The sequence below is a fragment of the Edwardsiella piscicida genome, from assembly GCF_001896205.1.
Taxonomy (GTDB): domain Bacteria; phylum Pseudomonadota; class Gammaproteobacteria; order Enterobacterales; family Enterobacteriaceae; genus Edwardsiella; species Edwardsiella piscicida.
In genome coordinates, this window is the sequence record NZ_MPNU01000001.1 from 2,717,033 (window position 1) to 2,734,632 (window position 17,600).

Annotated in this window: 19 protein-coding genes; 7 read left to right on the forward strand and 12 right to left on the reverse strand. The window is 63.8% G+C overall.

The window, feature by feature from the left end; translation table 11 throughout:
• The first annotated feature begins 65 nt into the window (after nucleotides 1–65).
• From yfcG to BRD58_RS12430, 4 genes are all read left to right on the forward strand, one after another.
• Nucleotides 66–692 (forward strand): GSH-dependent disulfide bond oxidoreductase, encoded by a 627-nt coding sequence (gene yfcG / locus BRD58_RS12415; protein ID WP_012849232.1) that lies wholly within the window; start codon nucleotides 66–68, stop codon nucleotides 690–692.
• A gap of 54 nt (nucleotides 693–746) precedes the next feature.
• Nucleotides 747–1,121, forward strand: coding sequence for a dihydroneopterin triphosphate 2'-epimerase (folX, locus tag BRD58_RS12420; RefSeq protein WP_012849233.1), 375 nt, complete (start codon nucleotides 747–749; stop codon nucleotides 1,119–1,121).
• Between the two features lie 43 nt (nucleotides 1,122–1,164).
• Entirely contained in the window at nucleotides 1,165–2,061 is an 897-nt protein-coding gene (locus tag BRD58_RS12425) for a TIGR01777 family oxidoreductase (protein WP_012849234.1), read from the forward strand.
• A 198-nt stretch (nucleotides 2,062–2,259) separates the two neighbouring features.
• Complete coding sequence (locus tag BRD58_RS12430) at nucleotides 2,260–2,946, forward strand: SDR family NAD(P)-dependent oxidoreductase (protein ID WP_012849236.1); 687 nt, start codon at nucleotides 2,260–2,262, stop codon at nucleotides 2,944–2,946.
• On the opposite strand, the gene BRD58_RS12435 is transcribed toward BRD58_RS12430, so the two are convergent.
• The 10 genes from BRD58_RS12435 to pdxB form a co-directional block, all read right to left on the reverse strand.
• Nucleotides 2,943–3,521, reverse strand: a complete 579-nt coding sequence (locus BRD58_RS12435; RefSeq protein ID WP_012849237.1) for a UbiX family flavin prenyltransferase — start codon at nucleotides 3,519–3,521, stop codon at nucleotides 2,943–2,945. The two genes, BRD58_RS12430 and BRD58_RS12435, sit on opposite strands and share 4 nt — an antisense overlap.
• Before the next feature lie 116 nt (nucleotides 3,522–3,637).
• Entirely contained in the window at nucleotides 3,638–5,155 is a 1,518-nt protein-coding gene (purF, locus tag BRD58_RS12440; protein ID WP_012849238.1) for an amidophosphoribosyltransferase, read from the reverse strand.
• 21 nt (nucleotides 5,156–5,176) lie between these two features.
• Nucleotides 5,177–5,686, reverse strand: a complete 510-nt coding sequence (gene cvpA / locus BRD58_RS12445) for a colicin V production protein (protein WP_034167921.1) — start codon at nucleotides 5,684–5,686, stop codon at nucleotides 5,177–5,179.
• 189 nt (nucleotides 5,687–5,875) lie between these two features.
• Nucleotides 5,876–6,667 (reverse strand): cell division protein DedD, encoded by a 792-nt coding sequence (gene dedD, locus BRD58_RS12450; RefSeq protein ID WP_073383179.1) that lies wholly within the window; start codon nucleotides 6,665–6,667, stop codon nucleotides 5,876–5,878.
• Nucleotides 6,657–7,928, reverse strand: coding sequence for a bifunctional tetrahydrofolate synthase/dihydrofolate synthase (gene folC, locus BRD58_RS12455; RefSeq protein ID WP_069578956.1), 1,272 nt, complete (start codon nucleotides 7,926–7,928; stop codon nucleotides 6,657–6,659). Before folC ends, dedD begins: the two co-directional genes overlap by 11 nt.
• Nucleotides 7,929–8,070: 142 nt before the next feature.
• Nucleotides 8,071–8,979 (reverse strand): acetyl-CoA carboxylase, carboxyltransferase subunit beta, encoded by a 909-nt coding sequence (accD, locus tag BRD58_RS12460; protein WP_012849242.1) that lies wholly within the window; start codon nucleotides 8,977–8,979, stop codon nucleotides 8,071–8,073.
• A 262-nt stretch (nucleotides 8,980–9,241) separates the two neighbouring features.
• Complete coding sequence (locus BRD58_RS12465) at nucleotides 9,242–9,907, reverse strand: DedA family protein (protein ID WP_012849243.1); 666 nt, start codon at nucleotides 9,905–9,907, stop codon at nucleotides 9,242–9,244.
• Nucleotides 9,908–9,921: 14 nt separating this feature from the next.
• Nucleotides 9,922–10,734, reverse strand: a complete 813-nt coding sequence (gene truA, locus BRD58_RS12470) for a tRNA pseudouridine(38-40) synthase TruA (protein ID WP_015461939.1) — start codon at nucleotides 10,732–10,734, stop codon at nucleotides 9,922–9,924.
• Between the two features lie 14 nt (nucleotides 10,735–10,748).
• On the reverse strand, nucleotides 10,749–11,759 hold the full coding sequence (locus tag BRD58_RS12475) for an aspartate-semialdehyde dehydrogenase (RefSeq protein ID WP_069578959.1): 1,011 nt from the start codon (nucleotides 11,757–11,759) through the stop codon (nucleotides 10,749–10,751).
• Nucleotides 11,760–11,867: 108 nt separating this feature from the next.
• Nucleotides 11,868–12,995 carry a 4-phosphoerythronate dehydrogenase PdxB gene (pdxB, locus tag BRD58_RS12480; RefSeq protein ID WP_012849246.1) on the reverse strand — a complete coding sequence of 376 codons (1,128 nt, stop codon included), beginning with the start codon at nucleotides 12,993–12,995 and terminating at the stop codon, nucleotides 11,868–11,870.
• Nucleotides 12,996–13,221: 226 nt separating this feature from the next.
• Between pdxB and BRD58_RS12485 the strand changes: the two genes are divergently transcribed.
• Together BRD58_RS12485 and asr are read left to right on the forward strand one after the other, a co-directional pair.
• A complete protein-coding gene (locus tag BRD58_RS12485; RefSeq protein ID WP_078057746.1) occupies nucleotides 13,222–13,581 on the forward strand; it encodes a DUF4186 domain-containing protein in 360 nt (119 codons plus the stop codon).
• A 148-nt stretch (nucleotides 13,582–13,729) separates the two neighbouring features.
• Nucleotides 13,730–14,227 (forward strand): acid resistance repetitive basic protein Asr, encoded by a 498-nt coding sequence (asr, locus tag BRD58_RS12490; RefSeq protein WP_069578964.1) that lies wholly within the window; start codon nucleotides 13,730–13,732, stop codon nucleotides 14,225–14,227.
• A gap of 71 nt (nucleotides 14,228–14,298) precedes the next feature.
• On the opposite strand, the gene BRD58_RS12495 is transcribed toward asr, so the two are convergent.
• Together BRD58_RS12495 and fabB are read right to left on the reverse strand one after the other, a co-directional pair.
• Nucleotides 14,299–15,045 (reverse strand): class I SAM-dependent methyltransferase, encoded by a 747-nt coding sequence (locus BRD58_RS12495; RefSeq protein ID WP_012849249.1) that lies wholly within the window; start codon nucleotides 15,043–15,045, stop codon nucleotides 14,299–14,301.
• Between the two features lie 126 nt (nucleotides 15,046–15,171).
• On the reverse strand, nucleotides 15,172–16,383 hold the full coding sequence (fabB, locus tag BRD58_RS12500; RefSeq protein WP_015461944.1) for a beta-ketoacyl-ACP synthase I: 1,212 nt from the start codon (nucleotides 16,381–16,383) through the stop codon (nucleotides 15,172–15,174).
• A gap of 172 nt (nucleotides 16,384–16,555) precedes the next feature.
• Between fabB and mnmD the strand changes: the two genes are divergently transcribed.
• Nucleotides 16,556–17,600 (forward strand): tRNA (5-methylaminomethyl-2-thiouridine)(34)-methyltransferase MnmD (gene mnmD / locus BRD58_RS18250; protein ID WP_236721598.1); only part of this gene is annotated, 1,045 nt, incomplete at its 3' end.

Below are 17,600 nucleotides of genomic sequence, written 5' to 3' on the forward strand. Positions count from 1 at the left end.
ATCCTTTTATCACCGCGAAATTTGCTCTATAGTCGCCAAACCCTCCCCCCTAGCAGGAAGCGACCATGATCGATCTTTACTACGCTGCGACACCCAACGGCCACAAGATTACCCTGTTTCTGGAAGAGAGTGGCCTGCCCTATCAGCTGCACCCTATCGATATCGCCGCCGGCGAGCAGTTCGCGCCGGCGTTTCTGGCGATCTCGCCGAATAATAAAATTCCGGCGATCGTCGATCGCCAACCGCTGGACGGCGGTGCGCCGCTGAGCCTGTTCGAGTCCGGCGCCATCCTGCTCTACCTCGCGGAGAAGAGCGGGCGCTTCCTCAGCGCGGAGCTGCGCGCCAGGGCCACCACCCTACAGTGGCTCTTCTGGCAGGTGGGTGGCTTTGGCCCGATGCTGGGGCAGAATCATCACTTCAACCACTATGCCCCACAGCCGGTTCCCTACGCCATCGAGCGCTATCAGGTAGAAACCTGCCGCCTGTATGCGGTGTTGGAAACGCAGCTGCGGCAGCACACCTACGTCGCCGGCGCCGACTACAGCATCGCCGATATGGCGATTTACCCCTGGGTTGCCGCCTACGCCCGCCAGCGCATCGATCTGGCCGACTACCCCGCCGTCAGCCGCTGGTTCCACGCCATTCAGGCGCGTCCGGCCACCCAGCGCGCCTACCGGCTCGCCCAGGCCTGATCCCCGCAGGCGGGTGCGCCCGCCTGTCCGTTCCGCTACCGTTCAGGATCGTTTATGAGTTCACATTTCCCAGATGCCATCATCAAAATTAAAAACCTGCGTCTGCGTACGTTTATCGGCATTAACGAGGAGGAGATCGCCAACCGCCAGGATGTGGTGATCAATGTCGTCATTCACTACCCGGCGCAGCAGGCCCGCCACAGCGAAGAGATCGCCGACGCGCTCAACTACCGCACCATCACCAAACGGATCATCGCCCACGTGGAGCAAAACCGTTTTGCCCTGCTGGAAAAATTGACCCAGGATCTGCTGGCGATCGCTTGTGAACATCCTTGGGTCACCTATGCTGAAGTAGAGGTCGATAAACTTTACGCCCTGCGCTATGCCGATTCGGTTTCTGTGACCATGCGCTATAGCCGGGGGGAATAAGCGGAGGGGACGGTGCGCCGGCGCGCGCCGTAAGGAGCAGCCTATGGAGATCCTGATTACCGGTGCTACCGGCCTTATCGGCCAGGCGCTGTGCGCCCGGCTACACGTGCTCGGCCATCACCTGAGCGTACTGACGCGCAGCGCGGCGCGAGCCCGTCAGCGTCTCGGCGACGGCGTGCAGTGCCTCACCTCGCTCGAGAATCTGACCAGCCTGGATGGCTATGACGCGGTGATCAATCTGGCCGGTGAGCCGATCGCCGACAAACGCTGGAGCGCGGCGCAAAAGCAGATACTGTGCGACAGTCGCTGGACGATCACCCAGCGGCTGGCCGAACTGATCCGCGCCGGCCAGCGCCCGCCCCGCGTGCTGATCTCCGGCTCCGCCGTCGGCTACTACGGCAGCCAGGACGAGACGCCGCTCAACGAGGATGACCCGCCCCGCGATGACTTCACCCACCGCCTGTGCGCACGCTGGGAGGCGCTGGCGCGTGAGGCGGAGAGCGAACATACCCGCGTCTGCCTGCTGCGCACCGGTATCGTACTGGCCCCCAACGGCGGCGCGCTGGGGCGGATGCTGCCGCTGTTCCGCCTGGGACTCGGCGGCGAATTGGGCAACGGCCACCAGTACATGTCCTGGATCCATATCGACGACATGGTCAACGCGATACTGTATCTGCTGGATAACCCCACCCTGCGCGGCCCCTTCAACATGACCGCCCCCTATCCGGTGCGCAACGATCAGTTCGTCGCCACCCTGGGCGAGGTGCTGGGGCGGCCCACCCTACTCCGCGTTCCCGCCATGGCCCTGCGCGCGCTGATGGGCGAGGCCAGCCAGATCCTGCTGGGCGGCCAGCGGGTGCTGCCGCGCCATCTAGAGGAGGCGGGCTTTGGCTTTCGCTACTACGATCTGCGCGAGGCGTTGGACGACATCGTCAGATAACCCCTAGCGCACGCAATGTGCAGCCCGGCGCACCGGCGGTGACGGTGCGCCTCGGCGCGCCCACTACACTCTCTGCAGAGACAGGCGACGGCAGCGATGGCCGACGCAGGTAAGACAACGGCGGGCGCGATGCCCCGGCACGGCGCTCAGCGTCGACGCCGGTGCGCCGGCCCGAACATTTCCCACTGCGGAGCATCTATGAGCCCAACCCTCTTACGCGATAAAGTGGCGCTGGTCACCGGCGGCGCGCACGGCACCGGTGCCGCCATCGTAACCGCCCTGGCCGACGCCGGCGCCCGCGTGGCACTGACCTACCACCATTCGGAAGGCGAGGCGCGGCTGCTGACCGCCCAAATTCGCCAGCGGGGCGGCGAAGCCATCGCCCTGCGCACCGACGCGCGCAGCCCGGAAACCTACGCCCGCGCCGTCACCCGCACGCTGGAGCTGTGGGGACAGATCGATATCCTGGTCAATCAGGCCGCCGTCACCATCTGCAAACCATTTGATGAAATTGAGCTACGAGAGTTTGAGCAGGCCATGGCGATCAATGTGCAGGCGGTCTTCCTGACCAGCCAGCTGACCGCTCGGCGCATGCCCTCGGGGGGGAGAATCATCCATATCAGCGGGGCGCATCAGCCCCCGGGCCACGGCGGCGCGCTCTGTGCCATGAGCCGCGCGGCGCTGAGCGCGCTGACGCGCAGCATGGCGCAGGACCTGGCGCCGCAGGGCATTACGGTCAACCACCTGGTGCCCGATCCGCTTCCGGCGCCGAACCGGGACGCACAGAGCACGGCACAGGCGATCGCCGAGCTGGCGCTGTGGCTGGCCTCACCGGCGGCGGGCGCCATCACCGGCAGCCAGCTCACGATGGCGGGAGAGGCTTAGCCTGCCGCGGGCCCCTGCCAGCGTGGGAACAGATCCTGCGGCAGGCTGATGTCCAGCTGATCCAGCACCCGGTTGACCGTCTGGTCGATGAGATCCTCAATCCGCTGCGGACGGTGATAGAACGCCGGCATCGGCGGCATGATGATCGCCCCCATCTCGGCGGCGGCGGTCATTGTGCGCAGATGCCCCAGATGCAGCGGCGTCTCTCGCACGCACAGCACCAGCGGGCGCCGCTCCTTCAATACCACGTCGGCGGCGCGCACCAGCAGGGTGTCGCTGTAGCCGTGCACAATCGCAGAGAGGGTTTTGATCGAGCAGGGCAAAATCACCATCCCTGCGGTTTTAAACGAGCCGGAGGAGAGCGAGGCGGCGATGTCCCGCGCGTCGTGCACCACATCCGCCAGCGCCTGCACCTCTCTGAGCGAGAAATCCGTCTCCAGGGCCAGGGTCTGGCGCGCCGCCTGGCTCATCACCAGATGGGTCTCTACCGCCGGCTGCGCCCGTAGCGCCTGCAGCAGGCGGACCCCATAGATCGCGCCGCTGGCGCCGGAGATACCGATAATCAGTCGTTTCATCGCCCGTCACTTATCCTTATTCAACCCTCTGCTGCAGCGACTTTGCCGCAAGGCGGGCGGGCGCGCAAGTAAAAACGGGCCGCATAGGCGACCCGTTGGCAGAGCGCGGAGCGCCCCTAGCCTTCGTTATACAGCGCGAGATCTTCCGCCTGCTGCTGGTTGTTCAGCGCCTTGGTATCGTCACCGCGCAGCGACTGCAGGTAGTCCAGGTAGGCCTGATCCACGTCGCGCGTGATATACACCCCGTTAAACACCGAGCACTCAAACTGCTCGATATCCGGGTTATCCTCACGCACCGCCTCAATCAGATCCGTCAGATCCTGAAAAATCAGCCCATCGGCGCCGATCAGCTGGCGGATCTCCTCGACTTCGCGCCCGTGGGCGATAAGCTCGGTCGCGCTCGGCATATCGATACCATAGACGTTGGGAAAGCGGATCTCCGGCGCGGCGGAGGCCAGATAAACCCGGCGGGCGCCGGCCTCGCGCGCCATCTCGATGATCTGCTCCGAGGTGGTGCCGCGCACGATGGAGTCATCCACCAGCAGCACGTTCTTATCGCGGAACTCGGCGCGGTTGGCGTTCAGCTTGCGGCGCACCGACTGGCGGCGCAGCTGCTGCCCCGGCATGATGAAGGTGCGTCCCACATAGCGGTTTTTGACAAACCCCTGGCGGTAGGGTTTATCCAGAATGCGGGCGATCTGCAGCGCGATATCGCAGGAGGTCTCCGGGATCGGGATCACCACGTCGATATCCAGATCCTCCCACTCACGGGCGATCTTCTCCCCCAGCTTCTGCCCCATCCGCACCCGGGCGCTATACACGGAGATCTTGTCGATAAACGAGTCCGGGCGAGCAAAATAGACATACTCGAACAGGCAAGGATGGCTCTTCGGCTCCTGGGCGCACTGGCGGGTAAACAGCTGTCCCTGCAGATTAACGTAGATCGCCTCGCCCGGCGCCACGTCGCGAATAAAGTCAAACCCCAGCGTATCCAGCGCCACGCTCTCAGAGGCGACCATGTATTCGATACGGCCATCCTCCAGGGTTCGCTTGCCGATCACCAGCGGCCGGATGCCGTTCGGGTCGCGGAACGCCACCATGCCATGGCCGATGATCATCGCCACGCAGGCATAGGCCCCGCGGATTTGGCGATGGGTCGCCGCGACGGCGGCGAAGATGTTTTCTTCGCTCAGCGGATAGTGATCGTAGCGATCCAGCTCGTAGGCGAAGATATTCAGCAGGATCTCGGAGTCTGAGGTGGTATTAACATGGCGGCGGGCATGCTCAAACAGCTGCTGCTTTAGCTGATGGGCATTGGTCAGATTACCGTTGTGCGCCAGGGTGATGCCAAAGGGGGAGTTAACATAGAACGGCTGAGCCTCCGATGCGCTGGCGCTTCCGGCGGTGGGATAGCGCACGTGCCCTATCCCCATATTTCCCTGCAGGCGCTGCATATGGCGCGCCTCAAACACATCACTGACCAGTCCATTGGCCTTACGCAGGCGGAAGGCATGGTTATCATCGATGGTGACGATGCCGGCGGCGTCCTGGCCGCGGTGCTGCAGCACCGTCAGAGCATCATAGATAGACTGGTTTACCGGTGTAAAACCGGCGATACCGACAATACCGCACATGTTGTCATTTCCTCATCAGCGTTACCGGAGCGGCAGCGACGGCATGTGCTCCGGCAAGAAACTCGACGTGCTTTGCAGATAGTCAAATGACCACCTGATGATAGGGCTAAACTGCGGGATCAGCCGGGACTGCTTCCACTCCTCGCTTTGCGCCATCGCCGTGAAGGTGTCCATAAAGAACAGCAGCGCGGCGACGATCAGGATACCGCGTATGGCGCCAAAGCAGACGCCCAGTACCCGATCCGTCCCGCTCAGCCCGGTGCGCTCCACCAGGGAGCCGATCACATAGTTGACGATGGCGCCGACGATCAGGGTCGCGACAAACAGCACCGCTATCGCAATGCCATTGCGCACCAGCGCATCCTCAAAGCGGGTAAAGAAGGCGGCCAGATAGGGATAAAAATGGCTGGCGACAAAGAACGCCGCTCCCCAGGTAACCAGCGACAGCGCCTCGCGCACAAAGCCTCGGATTAAGCTGACCAGTGCAGAAAATCCGACGATGCCAATAATGACCCAATCAATCCAAACCATGACAATTCCAACGCATGAACTGCCGCAGATGTCGCCCGCGGCGCATTCTAACAGAAAAAGAAAACGTTTGCGTAGCAGATTTCCGCCGCGCGGCATAAATAAATCCGCCGCGTCCACCGCCCGTTTTCACGAAAAAAACGGCCCTGTCCGCCGCAGCGAACAGCGCCGTCGAACGCCGTTACGCGGTGCTTAGCGCACGCTGTAATTGCGGATCTGCCCATTCAGGCCGCTCAGACTGTTCAGCTCCGGCAGCGCCGACTGCAGCTTGGCGCGCGACGCCTCTGGGCCCACGAACAGCCGGTTGATCTCACCCTGCACCGGCGTCGCCGGTACGCTATAGACCCGATAGCCGGACAGACGCAGCTTGGCGATGATTTCATTCACCTTGCTCGCGTTACGCAGCGCGCCGAGCTGCACCACATAGGCCTGACCGACCGGCGCTTTCTCGCCGGCGTCGCTCTTGGCGACGGGCGCTGGCGGCGGCGGTGTCGGACGACTCTCAGGCGGCGGCGTCACGCTCTTCACCGGCTCGCTGGCTTTGGGACGACTCTCCGCGACCCGCGTCGGCGGCTCGCTGACTTTCGGCCTGCTCTCCTGCGGCGACGGCGCGCTGATCGGTGGCGGAGCCGTACGCGGCGGCTGTGGCTCCGGCGCTCGGCTCTCGACCGGCTTCAGCTCCACCAGCTCGCCGCGGGTATGCGCCGGGGCTGTCGCCGGCGCGGGTACAGCGGGCGCGGTAGCGCCGACCGACGCGGCTGGCGCCGGGCCGGTGCCGGGCAACGGCGTTTCGCCCAGCGGCTGAGTGACCGGCGGAATGGCATCCGTCGGATCGTCCTCGCCCGGACGCGGCACCAGCGGGATCGCGGCGAACTCATCCTGATAATGTTTTTTCTGGCCATCCAGCAGACCGGGCAGAATGATCACCCCCAGCGCCACCAGGATCACCGTACCGACCAATCGGTTCTGAAACTTACTTGCCACCCGTCTCTCCTGACGCGAGGGCTGCCATCACGTGAGCAACCGTATGGAAGGAACCGCAGACCACCACCGTATCGTCGGCGGCCGCGTCGGCCATCGCCTGACGCCAGGCCTGCTCAACGCCGTCAAACGCCTGGGCGTCGGCGGGCAGATGCGCCGTTAACGCCGAGACCGCTGCACCGCGCGGGCCCGCCAGCGGCGCACAGTACCACTGGTCAACCAGCGGCGTCAGACAGGCCAGCGTACCGGCGATATCCTTGTCCGAGAGCATACCGATCACCATGCGCAGGCGGCCGCGCGCCGGCAGCGCGCGCAGGCGCTGAGCCAGATAGGCCGCCGCGTGGGGATTGTGCGCGACGTCCAGGATCAGGCGCGGCGCCTCCGACAGCTGCTGAAAGCGCCCCGGCAGCACCGCATCGCGCAGCCCCTGACGGATCGCCGCATCATCGACCGGCAGCGGCCCATAGCAGAGCGCCGCCAGCGCCGTCGCCGCGTTGGCCAGCGGCACCTGAGGCAGCGGTAGCCCCTCAATATGGCGGTGAGCATCGCGCCAGCGCCACTCCTGCGCCTCCACGCTGAAATCCCAGTCAACGCCGCGGCGCAGCAGATGAGCGCCACACGCCTGCGCGACCGCGCCAATCGAGTCCGGCATATCGGGCTCGCCGACCACCGCCGGCGCCGCGCCGCGAAAAATACCGGCCTTCTCACGGCCGATGCTCTCCCGCGTATCGCCCAGCCAGTCGGTGTGATCCAGCGCGATGCTGGTCACCACCGCGACGCTGGGATCCACGATGTTAGTCGCATCCAGGCGGCCGCCGAGGCCGACCTCCAGGATCACCGCATCCAGCGCCGCCTGCTTAAACAGGTACAGCGCGGCCAGCGTGCCGAATTCGAAATAGGTCAGCGATACGCCGTCGCGCCCGGCCTCAACGGCGGCAAAGGCGGCGGCGTGCGCCGCATCGTCCAGCTCGCGGTGCTGGATCCGCACCCGCTCACGATAGTGCAGCAGGTGCGGCGAACCGTATACCCCAACCCGATAGCCCGCCGCCATCAGGATCGCCTCCAGCGTGCGGCAGGTCGTCCCTTTCCCGTTCGTTCCCGCGACGGTATACACCACCGGGGCCGGCGTCAGCAGGCCCAGGCGCTGCGCGACGCGGCGTACGCGGTCCAGACCGAGATCGATGGTCTTACTGTGCAGCTGCTCAAGGTAGTCAAGCCAGGTGGAGAGTGGAGAGGTTGCCAAAGGCGTAGGAAGCGTATTCATGCTGTTTTACGTCCCGTAATAAAACCGATTGCGGAGTGTAGCCGGCCCCGGAGTGGCGCCGGTTACCGAAGAGGTACGGCGTATGGCGTGGCCATACGCCGCATCGGCGGCCCGTGCGGCGCGCCGGAAACACAGGCGAAAATTACGCCTGCGCGCTGCTTTCCGCGCTAGCAGCCTGTTGGGTACCGTCGTCCAGCGGATCCGGACGACCGGTCATCTTCGCCACCAGACAGGCCAGCTTATCGCGCATCGCCGGACGGCGCACGATCATATCGATGGCCCCTTTCTCCAGCAAAAACTCACTGCGCTGGAAGCCCGCCGGCAGCTTTTCCCGCACCGTCTGCTCAATCACGCGCGGGCCGGCGAAGCCGATCAGCGCCTTCGGCTCGGCGATATTGATATCGCCCAGCATGGCCAGACTGGCGGAGACGCCGCCCATGGTCGGATCGGTCAGCACGGAGATATAGGGCAGGCCGCGCTCGCGCATCTTGGCCAGCGCCGCGCTGGTCTTCGCCATCTGCATCAGCGACATCAGCGCCTCCTGCATACGGGCGCCGCCGCTGGCGGAGAAGCAGATCAGGGCGCAGTTGTCCTCCAGCGCCTGTTCAACGGCGCGGACAAAGCGTGAGCCGACCACGGAGGCCATGGAGCCGCCCATAAAGGAAAACTCAAACGAGGCGGCCACCACCGGCATCCCGTGCAGGGTACCTTTCATCACCACCAGCGCATCTTTTTCGTCGGTCTCTTTCTGAGCGGCGGCCAGGCGATCCTTATACTTTTTGGAGTCTTTGAACTTCAGGATATCCTTCGGCTCCAGCTCGCTGCCCAGCTCGACGTGGCTGCCGTCATCCAGCAGCGTATTCAGGCGCATGCGCGCCGTCATACGCATGTGGTGGTCGCACTTGGGGCAGACCTCCAGATTACGCTCCAGCTCGGCACGGTAAAGCACCTGACCACAGCTGTCGCACTTGGTCCAGACGCCCTCCGGAATGCTTGCCTTACGGGTTTGAGAGATATTGCTCTTGTTAAGAATGCGTTCAATCCAGCTCATCGATGACCTTTCTGTTTGAACCTGGCGGAATGCCAGTCCTCTGCCCCTGCCAGGGAACCAAATGCAAAGACCCAGCCAACGCTGAGCCCGATTTTAGCCCATGTCTCCCCTTTCTCCAGGCGACGGGCTGCTTTTTTTGACTGGCAGGAACAGACCATAAATGCCGTTCATTAAACCACAACGGTTCGACCGTGTGGATAAAAAACTGGTCGAACCGTGCAGAGTTTACATTTTTTACCCACTTTAGGTGAGCGCGATGCGGTTATTTTGTGACCTTATTCCGCCGCGCCTGACGCCGATGGCGCCAAATCTCGATCACCCCGGGCAGGATGGAGACCACGATGATCGCCACGATCAGCAACTTCAGGTTCTCCTGCACCACCGGCACATTGCCGAACAGGTAGCCGGCATAGGTAAACAGCAGCACCCACAGCAGGGCCCCGATCACGTTATAGGCGGCGAAGTGACGGTAGGACATATGCCCCATCCCGGCGACGAACGGCGCAAATGTACGCACAATCGGCACGAAACGCGCCAAAATAATCGTCTTTCCACCGTGGCGTTCATAAAACGCGTGAGTCTTATCCAGATAGCTGCGACGGAACACCCGCGAGTGGGGGTTGCTGAACAGCCGCTCGCCGAACAGACGACCGATGGTATAGTTCAGCGCATCGCCCACGATGGCGGCGATCACCATCAGCAGCACCATCAGGTGCACGTTCAGATCGTTGCTCGGCAGCGACGCCAGCGCACCGGCGACGAACAGCAGCGAATCGCCGGGCAGGAACGGCGTCACGACCAGGCCGGTTTCGCAGAACAGGATCAAAAAGAGTATGCCGTAAATCCACACGCCATACTGTGCGACCAGCTGCGCCAGGTGCACATCAATATGCAGAATAAAATCAACAATCCACTGTAGGTATTCCATAACGGCTCCGGAGATTAATCGGGTAGAAACAGCGGCCCCATCGGCGGCTGCGGCAGGGCAAACTGGGCCGGGTAGTCCACGGCGACCAGATACAGCCCGGCCGCCTTGGCGGTCGCAGCGGCCAGGGTACGATCCCGGCCCGCCAGCAGCTCGGCGATCCAGCTTTCCGGCTGATTGCCACACCCCACCTCCAGCAGGCTGCCGACGATATTACGCACCATATGGTGCACAAAGGCATTGGCCTTAATATCGACCACCACGTAGGGACCGTAGCGGTTGACCCTCAGGTGGGAGACGTTGCGCCACGGGGTTCGCGACTGACACTGGGCGGCGCGAAAGGCGCTGAAGTCATTCTCCCCCAGCAGCGCCTGCCCGGCGCGCGCCATGCGCTCAGCGTCCAGCGGCAGATAGCAATGGGTCACCCCGCTCTGCAGCACCGCCGGGCGATAGCGATGATTATAGATGACGTAGCGATAGCGGCGCGCCGTCGCGCTAAAGCGCGCGTGAAAATCGGGGCTAACGCTCTTGACCCAGCGTACCGCGACATCCTTAGGGAGATGGGCGTTGACGCCCATGGTCCAGGCGCCCTCTTGACGCAGGGCATGGGTGGTAAAGTGCACCACCTGACCGGTAGCGTGGACGCCGGCGTCGGTACGCCCGGCGCAGAACACCGTCACCGGCTCGCTGGCGACGCGCGACAGCGCCGCCTCCAGGCGCGCCTGAACGCTGTCGACCTCCCGCTGACGCTGCCAGCCGGCGTAGCGGCTGCCGTCATACTCGATCCCCAGCGCCAGAGTATATTCCGGGCACGATGTCTGCCCGGTCAACGGTTGCTGCGACATCAGTACAGATACTCCTGCATCAGGCGCTCCGCCACCTCCAGCGCCATCAGCGCCCCGCCGAAGCGGACATTGTCCGCCACCGACCAGAACTGCAGGGCCTCCGGCATGCCGTAGTCATTGCGTACGCAGCCAATGCTCAGATGCGGATTGCCCGAGGCGTCGCCGACCTGGGTCGGGTAGTCATCCTCTTCGCTCAGGCGGATATCGTCCGACTGCGTCAGTCGCTCCCGCGCCTCTTCCACGCTGAGCGGGCGCAGGGTCTCCAGATGCACGCTCTGGGCATGGCCGTAGAACACCGGCGACTGGATACAGCTGACCGTCAGCGGCAGCCCCGGCTCCTGCAGCACCTTACGCACCTGCTCCACCAGACGACGCTCTTCGGTCACGCTGCCCTGGGGATCCGCCAGCAGCGGCAGCAGATTAAACGCCAGCTGCTTCTGGAATAGGCCCGGCTCGAACGGCATGCCGTTGAGCAGGCGCGCGCTCTGCCCGGCCAGCTCATCCACCGCCGCCTTACCATGGGCCGAGGCGGAGAGCAGGCAGGTTACGCCAATGCGCGCCAGACCGATCTCAGCGCTTAGCGGATGGATCGCCGTCAGCAGCTGGCTGGTCAGGCTGTCGGCCACCGCCACGATATTGCGGTTGCGGTACTCCGCCAGCGCATGGGGATTCACGCCCGGAACCACCAGCGGCACGTCCGCCTCCAGCGCAAAGGCATCGCTGCTGTCGATCACCAGACAACCGGCGTTGCCGGCGTCCTCGGCATAGCGCAGCGAGGCCTCGCGTCCGGCGACAAAAAACGCCAGCTGGGCCTGCGCCCAGTCAAAGGTGGCCGCATCCTGCACCGTCACCTGACGCCCGCCGACACGCACGCTCTCCCCGGCGCTGCGCTCGCTGGCCAGCAGATAGATCTCACCCAGCGGAAGATCGCGCTGCTGCATCTGCTCCAGCAACGCTTCACCGACGGCGCCGGTTGCCCCCAATACGGCAATATTCCAGCCTTCGCTCATTCTCATACTCTCCCGGACGGCGGTCCACGCCGCCGTCCCTGTCAATAGCCCATCAAAAATCGCCAGTCCGCCGCCTGGGCGCACTGGCGATAAGCATCAATTGTCTGCTCAGGCGACGCGGGCGTCAAAGCCCAGCGCCGTCAGCAGCGAGGCGCAGGCGCGATCGTCGCACAGTACCTGCAGCGATGACCACTCGCGGCGCGCCGGATAGTGTTTACGCAGGCGATCGAATTCGCCCTCCTGCGCGGCGACGCGGCGCAGCGGTGCATCATCACGGCGCACATCATACACCAGATGCATCAGACGTTTGAGCATCGCCTGATCGGGTTGCCCGTGAATGCGTACGCTGGCGACCGGCGGCGGCGGTAGCAGAGAGGCCAACGGCACCGACTGCGGCTGCCCCAGGAAGGCGCTAAAGGCCTCAAACACCTGGGTGGTACCGCGCGCCTTTCCCTCCAGACTGTATCCGGCGATGTGCGGCGTCGCGATGTCCACCCGCGCCAGCAGCGGCAGCGACAGCATCGGCTCCGGCTCCCAGACATCCAGCACCACCCGCAGATCCTGCCCCGCCTCCAGCGCCTGCAGCAGCGCCGCATTGTCGACGACGGCGCCACGCCCGGCGTTAATCAGGATCCGTCCCGGCGGCAGCCCGCGCAGAAAATCCGCGTCGGCCAGGTGCAGCGTGCGATAGGGCCCCTGCTTGTTTAGCGGCGTGTGGAAGGTGATGATATCCGCCTCGCGCTGCAGATCCGCCAGACTGTGAAAAACCTCGTCGTCACCGCGATCGGCGCGCGGCGGATCGCACAGCAGCGTGCGGATCCCCAGCGCGGCCAGGCGGCGCTGCAGTCGACTGCCCACGTTGCCAACCCCGACGATCCCCACGGTCTTATCGCGCAGCGCAAAGCCATCTCGCTCCGCCAGCAGCATCAGGGCAGAAAAGACATACTCCACCACGGCAATGGCGTTACAGCCGGGGGCGGCGGAAAAGCCGATGCCGGCCTGCGCCAGCCAGGCCGTATCCACATGATCGGTGCCGGCGGTGGCGGTGCCGACAAAGCGAACGCGATGCCCCGCCAGCAGGGCCTGATTGACCGCGGTCACCGAACGCACCATCAGCGCGTCGGCCCCGGCCAGCGCGGCCTCGGGCAGCGGGCGGCCACGCACGGCCTGTACCTCGCCAAGGCGCCCAAACAGCGCCTCGGCATACGGCATATTCTCATCAACCACAATTTTCATCGGTTCTCCCCTGCGGCATACGCTATGGATTCAGGACAGATTATTCTGCCACCAAATGCGCGCGCCGCCTAACCACGGACACGAACGATCCTTGGGGACAGCACCCCGCCCCCGGAGCTGCGTGGGCACCGACACAGGAGAGAGAGCGGACGCCGCGGCCACGCAGCGATTGTCATCCGCCGACAAACGCGGCATGGTAGGGCCTCTTTCTCATCAGGAGTCTCGCGTGCCCCCCTTCTCAACCGCCGTTTGGCAACGGCTACGGCGTTCACCGTTCCGCTGCCGCTTTCGGCTCAGCGCCGACGAATGGCGCTATCTACAGCGTAACGGCCTGCCCCTGATCCTGAGCCACGCCCGGGACTTTATCGATGCGCGGCTGGCCCCCGCCCAGATCCCCAACGATGGCAAGCAGACCCCCATGCGTGGGCACCCGGTCTTTGTGGCGCAGCACGCCACCGCCACCTGCTGCCGCGGCTGCCTGGAAAAATGGCACCATATTCCGCGCGGCCGGGCGCTGAGCGGCGGAGAAAAGCTGTACATTCTGGCGCTGCTGGCCCACTGGCTGGCGGCGCAGACGCCGCGCTGAGCGCGGATGGGACGCGGCTCAGCGCCGTTGTACATACGGTTACTTACCGACACCAAACACACACGGACAATCGCCGCGCCGCTGCCTAACATATCCTCAACGGCTCCAGTGGGGGCTTACCAAACGGCAAATTTTGAGGACAGGAAAAATGAATAAAGTATTAGCTCTGGTTGTCGCTGCTGCAATGGGTCTCTCTTCCGCCGCATTTGCCGCCGAACAGACCGCGGCACCGGTCGCTGCCCCTGCAGCCCAAAGCGCCGCCCCGGCGGCCAAAGAGGCGGGCGCCGTAAAACACCACGGCACCAAAAAGCACCATAAAAAAGCCACGACCGAGCAGAAAGCTCAGTCCGCGAAAAAAGCGCACCACAAGAAAGCCGCCGTCGAGCAGAAAGCGCAGGCTGCCAAGAAGGTTCACCACAAGAAAGCGGCCGTAGAGCAGAAGGCACAGGCCGCCAAGAAGGTTCACCACAAGAAAGCGGCCGTAGAGCAGAAGGCGCAGGCCGCCAAGAAGGTTCACCACAAGAAAGCGGCCGTAGAGCAGAAGGCACAGGCCACCAAGAAGGTTCACCACAAGAAAGCGGCCGTAGCGCAGAAAGCGCAGGCCGCCAAGAAGACCCATCACAAAAAAGCGGCGCCGAAAGCCTAAGCTCACCGCCTAAAGATAGCCCAGACGCACCGGCCTCATCGCCGGGGCGTCTTTGTCGTTGGCGCGGCGCGCTAGCGACGCAGGCGACAGACGAACGCCGTCACGTCAAAGTTCACCCGCACATCGCGCTCTCCCCCCGCCGACAGCAGCGCCATCAGCCGCTTGGCGTACTCCGGCCCGCCCTGCTCCTCCATATAGCGGGTGACATAGCTGGTCGACAGGAAAAAGGTCGCCAGCTGCGCCACGCTCAGGGTCAGAATATTGGGAAACAGATGGCGCTGGCTGTGCTGTAGCTGTGGCTGGATCTGCATCAGCTCCAGCGTATCGTCATAGTCCACCAGACGCCGATCGCGAAACGGCGCCCAGCGCGTCGCCAGCTCATACTCCACCACGTCGCGCAGCGGGCCGTACACCAGCGGAAACTCGTAGCGGTAGGCGCAAAAAACCCCGCCCGGCAGCAGCAGCTGCGGCATCCGCGAGAGCATCAGCGGACGATCCATCCAGTAAAACGCCGTGGCGCAGGTCAACAGATCGACCGGCTGAGGCGGGACATAGCGCTCGGCGGACTCGACGCTAAAATTGAGCTGCGGGTAGTTATCCCGCGCCTGAGCGACCAGCGTCTCATCGCGATCGCAGCCGATAACCTGAGAGAAATAGGTCTGCAGGCGAGCGGTCGAAAAACCGCTGCCGCAGCCCAGATCCAGCGCCCGATCGTGGTGGGTACACTGGCGAGCCAAAAACTGATACAGCGACTCCGGATAACGGATCAGTGCCCGGATCTGCTGGTAGGCGATGGCATAGTGATTAAGCTGTCCCATGGTGTTTCCTTTCGCTAAGAGCAGCGGCGCAGACGCGCCGCTGCTATGAGTGTTACCCATTCAAACGCCGGACGCCAGGCATAAAAAAACCCGCCGCGGCGGGTTTTCATCATAACGGTGGCGAGCTTATTTGTACTTGCGCATCACCAGCGTCGCATTGGTGCCGCCAAAGCCGAAGCTGTTGGACATCACCACATCCAGATCGCGCTCGGTGGTGGCGGTAACGATGTCCATCCCGGCGGCCTGCTCATCCAGCTCTTCAATGTTGATGCTCGGCGCGATAAAGCCGTGTTCCAGCATCAGCAGGGTGTAGATGGCTTCGTGAACCCCCGCGGCACCCAGCGCATGACCGGTCATCGCCTTGGTCGAGGAGATCGCCGGCGTATGGTCGCCAAAGACTTCGCGGATGGCGCCCAGCTCTTTCACGTCGCCCACCATGGTAGAGGTGCCGTGTACGTTCAGGTAATCCACCGGCTTGTCCAGCCCCTGCATCGCCATATGCATGCAGCGCGCCGCGCCTTCGCCCGACGGTGCCACCATGTCATAGCCATCGGAGGTCGCGCCGTAGCCGACGATCTCGGCATAAATGTGCGCACCGCGCGCCAGCGCGTGCTCCAGCTCTTCTACGACCACGATGCCGCCGCCGCCGGAGATGACAAAGCCGTCGCGCTTGGCGTCATAGGTCCGAGACGCTTTTTCCGGCGTATCGTTGTAATGGGTAGAGAGCGCGCCCATCGCGTCAAACTCGCAGGCTAGCTCCCAGCACATCTCTTCACCGCCGCCGGCAAAGACCACGTCCTGTTTGCCCAGTTGGATCATCTCAACGGCGTTGCCGATGCAGTGAGCCGAGGTGGCGCAGGCGGAGCTGATGGAGTAGTTAACGCCGCGAATCTTGAACGGCGTGGCCAGACAGGCGGAAACGCCGGAGGCCATGGCCTTGGTCACCATATACGGCCCCACGCCGCGGATACCGCGGGCGCGCATGCCGTCAGCGCCGGCAACCTGGTTACGCGGAGAACCGCCGCCGGAGCCCACGATCAGCCCGGTACGGTTGTTGGAAACCATGTCGTCGCTCAGACCGGAGTCCTTGATCGCTTCCTGCATCGACAGGAAGGCGTAGATCGACGCATCGCTCATAAAACGCATCACCTTGCGGTCGATCAGGCCAGCGGTATCCAGCTTGATGTTGCCCCAGACCTGGCTACGCATGCCGGCTTCCTGCAGTTCAGGCGCAAAGGTGATCCCCGAACGCCCTTCTTTCAGAGACGCCAGCACCTCCTGCTGGTTGTTACCGATACTGGAAACAATACCCAAGCCAGTAATCACTGCACGTTTCATCTATTACCTCTTGAAAAAATTTTTGTCATTCGGGATTTGCAACGCACTTTAGCGTACACCTGTACGCCGAGGCAAGTCCGATCAGCGCTGGTAAAACCAGATAGCGCTAAATTTGCCGCCCCGGGCACAGACCGTTAAAATCATCCACTGGCTGATTTAGCGGTAAAAAAATGTGAACCATACATCGATACAGGGTGCATCGCTGAGCTGGAATCAACAGGGTACGCCTGTTTCGCAGCAGTTTGACGACGTCTACTTTTCCAATCAGGACGGACTGGCGGAAACCCGCCACGTCTTCCTGCAGGGCAACGGACTGCCGCAGCGCTGGCGTGAGCCCGGGCGTCCTGACTTTACCGTCGCCGAAACCGGCTTCGGCACCGGGCTGAACTTTCTCACCCTGTGGCAGGCGCATCAGGCCTTCCAACGGGCGCATCCCGATCAGGGACCGCCGCGCCTGCACTTCATTAGCTTTGAAAAGTACCCGCTGTGCCGCGACGACCTGCGCGCCGCCCACGCCGCCTGGCCGGAGCTGGCGGAACTCAGCGAACAGCTGTACGCCGTATGGCCTGACGCCCTGCCCGGCTGTCACCGTCTGCACCCGGCGCCGCACATCACGCTGGATCTGTGGTTCGGCGACGTCAACGCACTGCTACCGCAGCTGCCCGACGGCCTTCATGGTCACGTCGACGCCTGGTTTCTGGATGGCTTTGCGCCGGCGAAAAACCCGGATATGTGGACCCAGGCGCTCTTCGACGCCATGCTGCGTCTGGCCCGGCCCGGTGCGACCTTCGCTACCTTTACCGCCGCCGGATTTGTGCGCCGCGGCCTGATCCAGGCCGGATTCGAGGTCAGCAAAGTCAAAGGATTTGGGCAAAAGCGGGAGTGTCTGGCGGGACGGCGCCCCGCGGCGCTACCGCCCGATGCGCTGCGCGTGCCCTGGTATGCCCGCCCGGCGGCCCGCCGCCCGGAGGAGGTCGCGCTGATCGGCGGCGGCATCGCCGCCGCCCTGTGCGCCCTGGCGCTGCAGCGGCGCGGCAGTCGCGTCACCCTCTACTGCGCCGATCCGCAGGGGGCGCTGGGCGCCTCCGGCAACCGTCAGGGGGCGCTCTATCCCCTGCTGAACGGCCGCGGCGATGCGCTGGAGCGCTTTTACGCCCGCGCCTTTCCCTACGCCCTGCGCACCTACGATGCGCTGGCGGCCCAAGGCGTTGACTTTC

What these genes read in the sequence shown, in the direction of transcription:
- yfcG (WP_012849232.1), top strand. Translation starts at nt 66, where the DNA reads ATGATCGATCTTTACTACGCTGCGACACCCAACGGCCACAAGATTACC.
- folX (WP_012849233.1), top strand. Translation starts at nt 747, where the DNA reads ATGAGTTCACATTTCCCAGATGCCATCATCAAAATTAAAAACCTGCGT.
- BRD58_RS12425 (WP_012849234.1), top strand. Translation starts at nt 1,165, where the DNA reads ATGGAGATCCTGATTACCGGTGCTACCGGCCTTATCGGCCAGGCGCTG.
- BRD58_RS12430 (WP_012849236.1), top strand. Translation starts at nt 2,260, where the DNA reads ATGAGCCCAACCCTCTTACGCGATAAAGTGGCGCTGGTCACCGGCGGC.
- BRD58_RS12435 (WP_012849237.1), bottom strand. Translation starts at nt 3,521, where the DNA reads ATGAAACGACTGATTATCGGTATCTCCGGCGCCAGCGGCGCGATCTAT.
- purF (WP_012849238.1), bottom strand. Translation starts at nt 5,155, where the DNA reads ATGTGCGGTATTGTCGGTATCGCCGGTTTTACACCGGTAAACCAGTCT.
- cvpA (WP_034167921.1), bottom strand. Translation starts at nt 5,686, where the DNA reads ATGGTTTGGATTGATTGGGTCATTATTGGCATCGTCGGATTTTCTGCA.
- folC (WP_069578956.1), bottom strand. Translation starts at nt 7,928, where the DNA reads ATGAATACGCTTCCTACGCCTTTGGCAACCTCTCCACTCTCCACCTGG.
- accD (WP_012849242.1), bottom strand. Translation starts at nt 8,979, where the DNA reads ATGAGCTGGATTGAACGCATTCTTAACAAGAGCAATATCTCTCAAACC.
- BRD58_RS12465 (WP_012849243.1), bottom strand. Translation starts at nt 9,907, where the DNA reads ATGGAATACCTACAGTGGATTGTTGATTTTATTCTGCATATTGATGTG.
- BRD58_RS12475 (WP_069578959.1), bottom strand. Translation starts at nt 11,759, where the DNA reads ATGAGCGAAGGCTGGAATATTGCCGTATTGGGGGCAACCGGCGCCGTC.
- pdxB (WP_012849246.1), bottom strand. Translation starts at nt 12,995, where the DNA reads ATGAAAATTGTGGTTGATGAGAATATGCCGTATGCCGAGGCGCTGTTT.
- asr (WP_069578964.1), top strand. Translation starts at nt 13,730, where the DNA reads ATGAATAAAGTATTAGCTCTGGTTGTCGCTGCTGCAATGGGTCTCTCT.
- BRD58_RS12495 (WP_012849249.1), bottom strand. Translation starts at nt 15,045, where the DNA reads ATGGGACAGCTTAATCACTATGCCATCGCCTACCAGCAGATCCGGGCA.
- fabB (WP_015461944.1), bottom strand. Translation starts at nt 16,383, where the DNA reads ATGAAACGTGCAGTGATTACTGGCTTGGGTATTGTTTCCAGTATCGGT.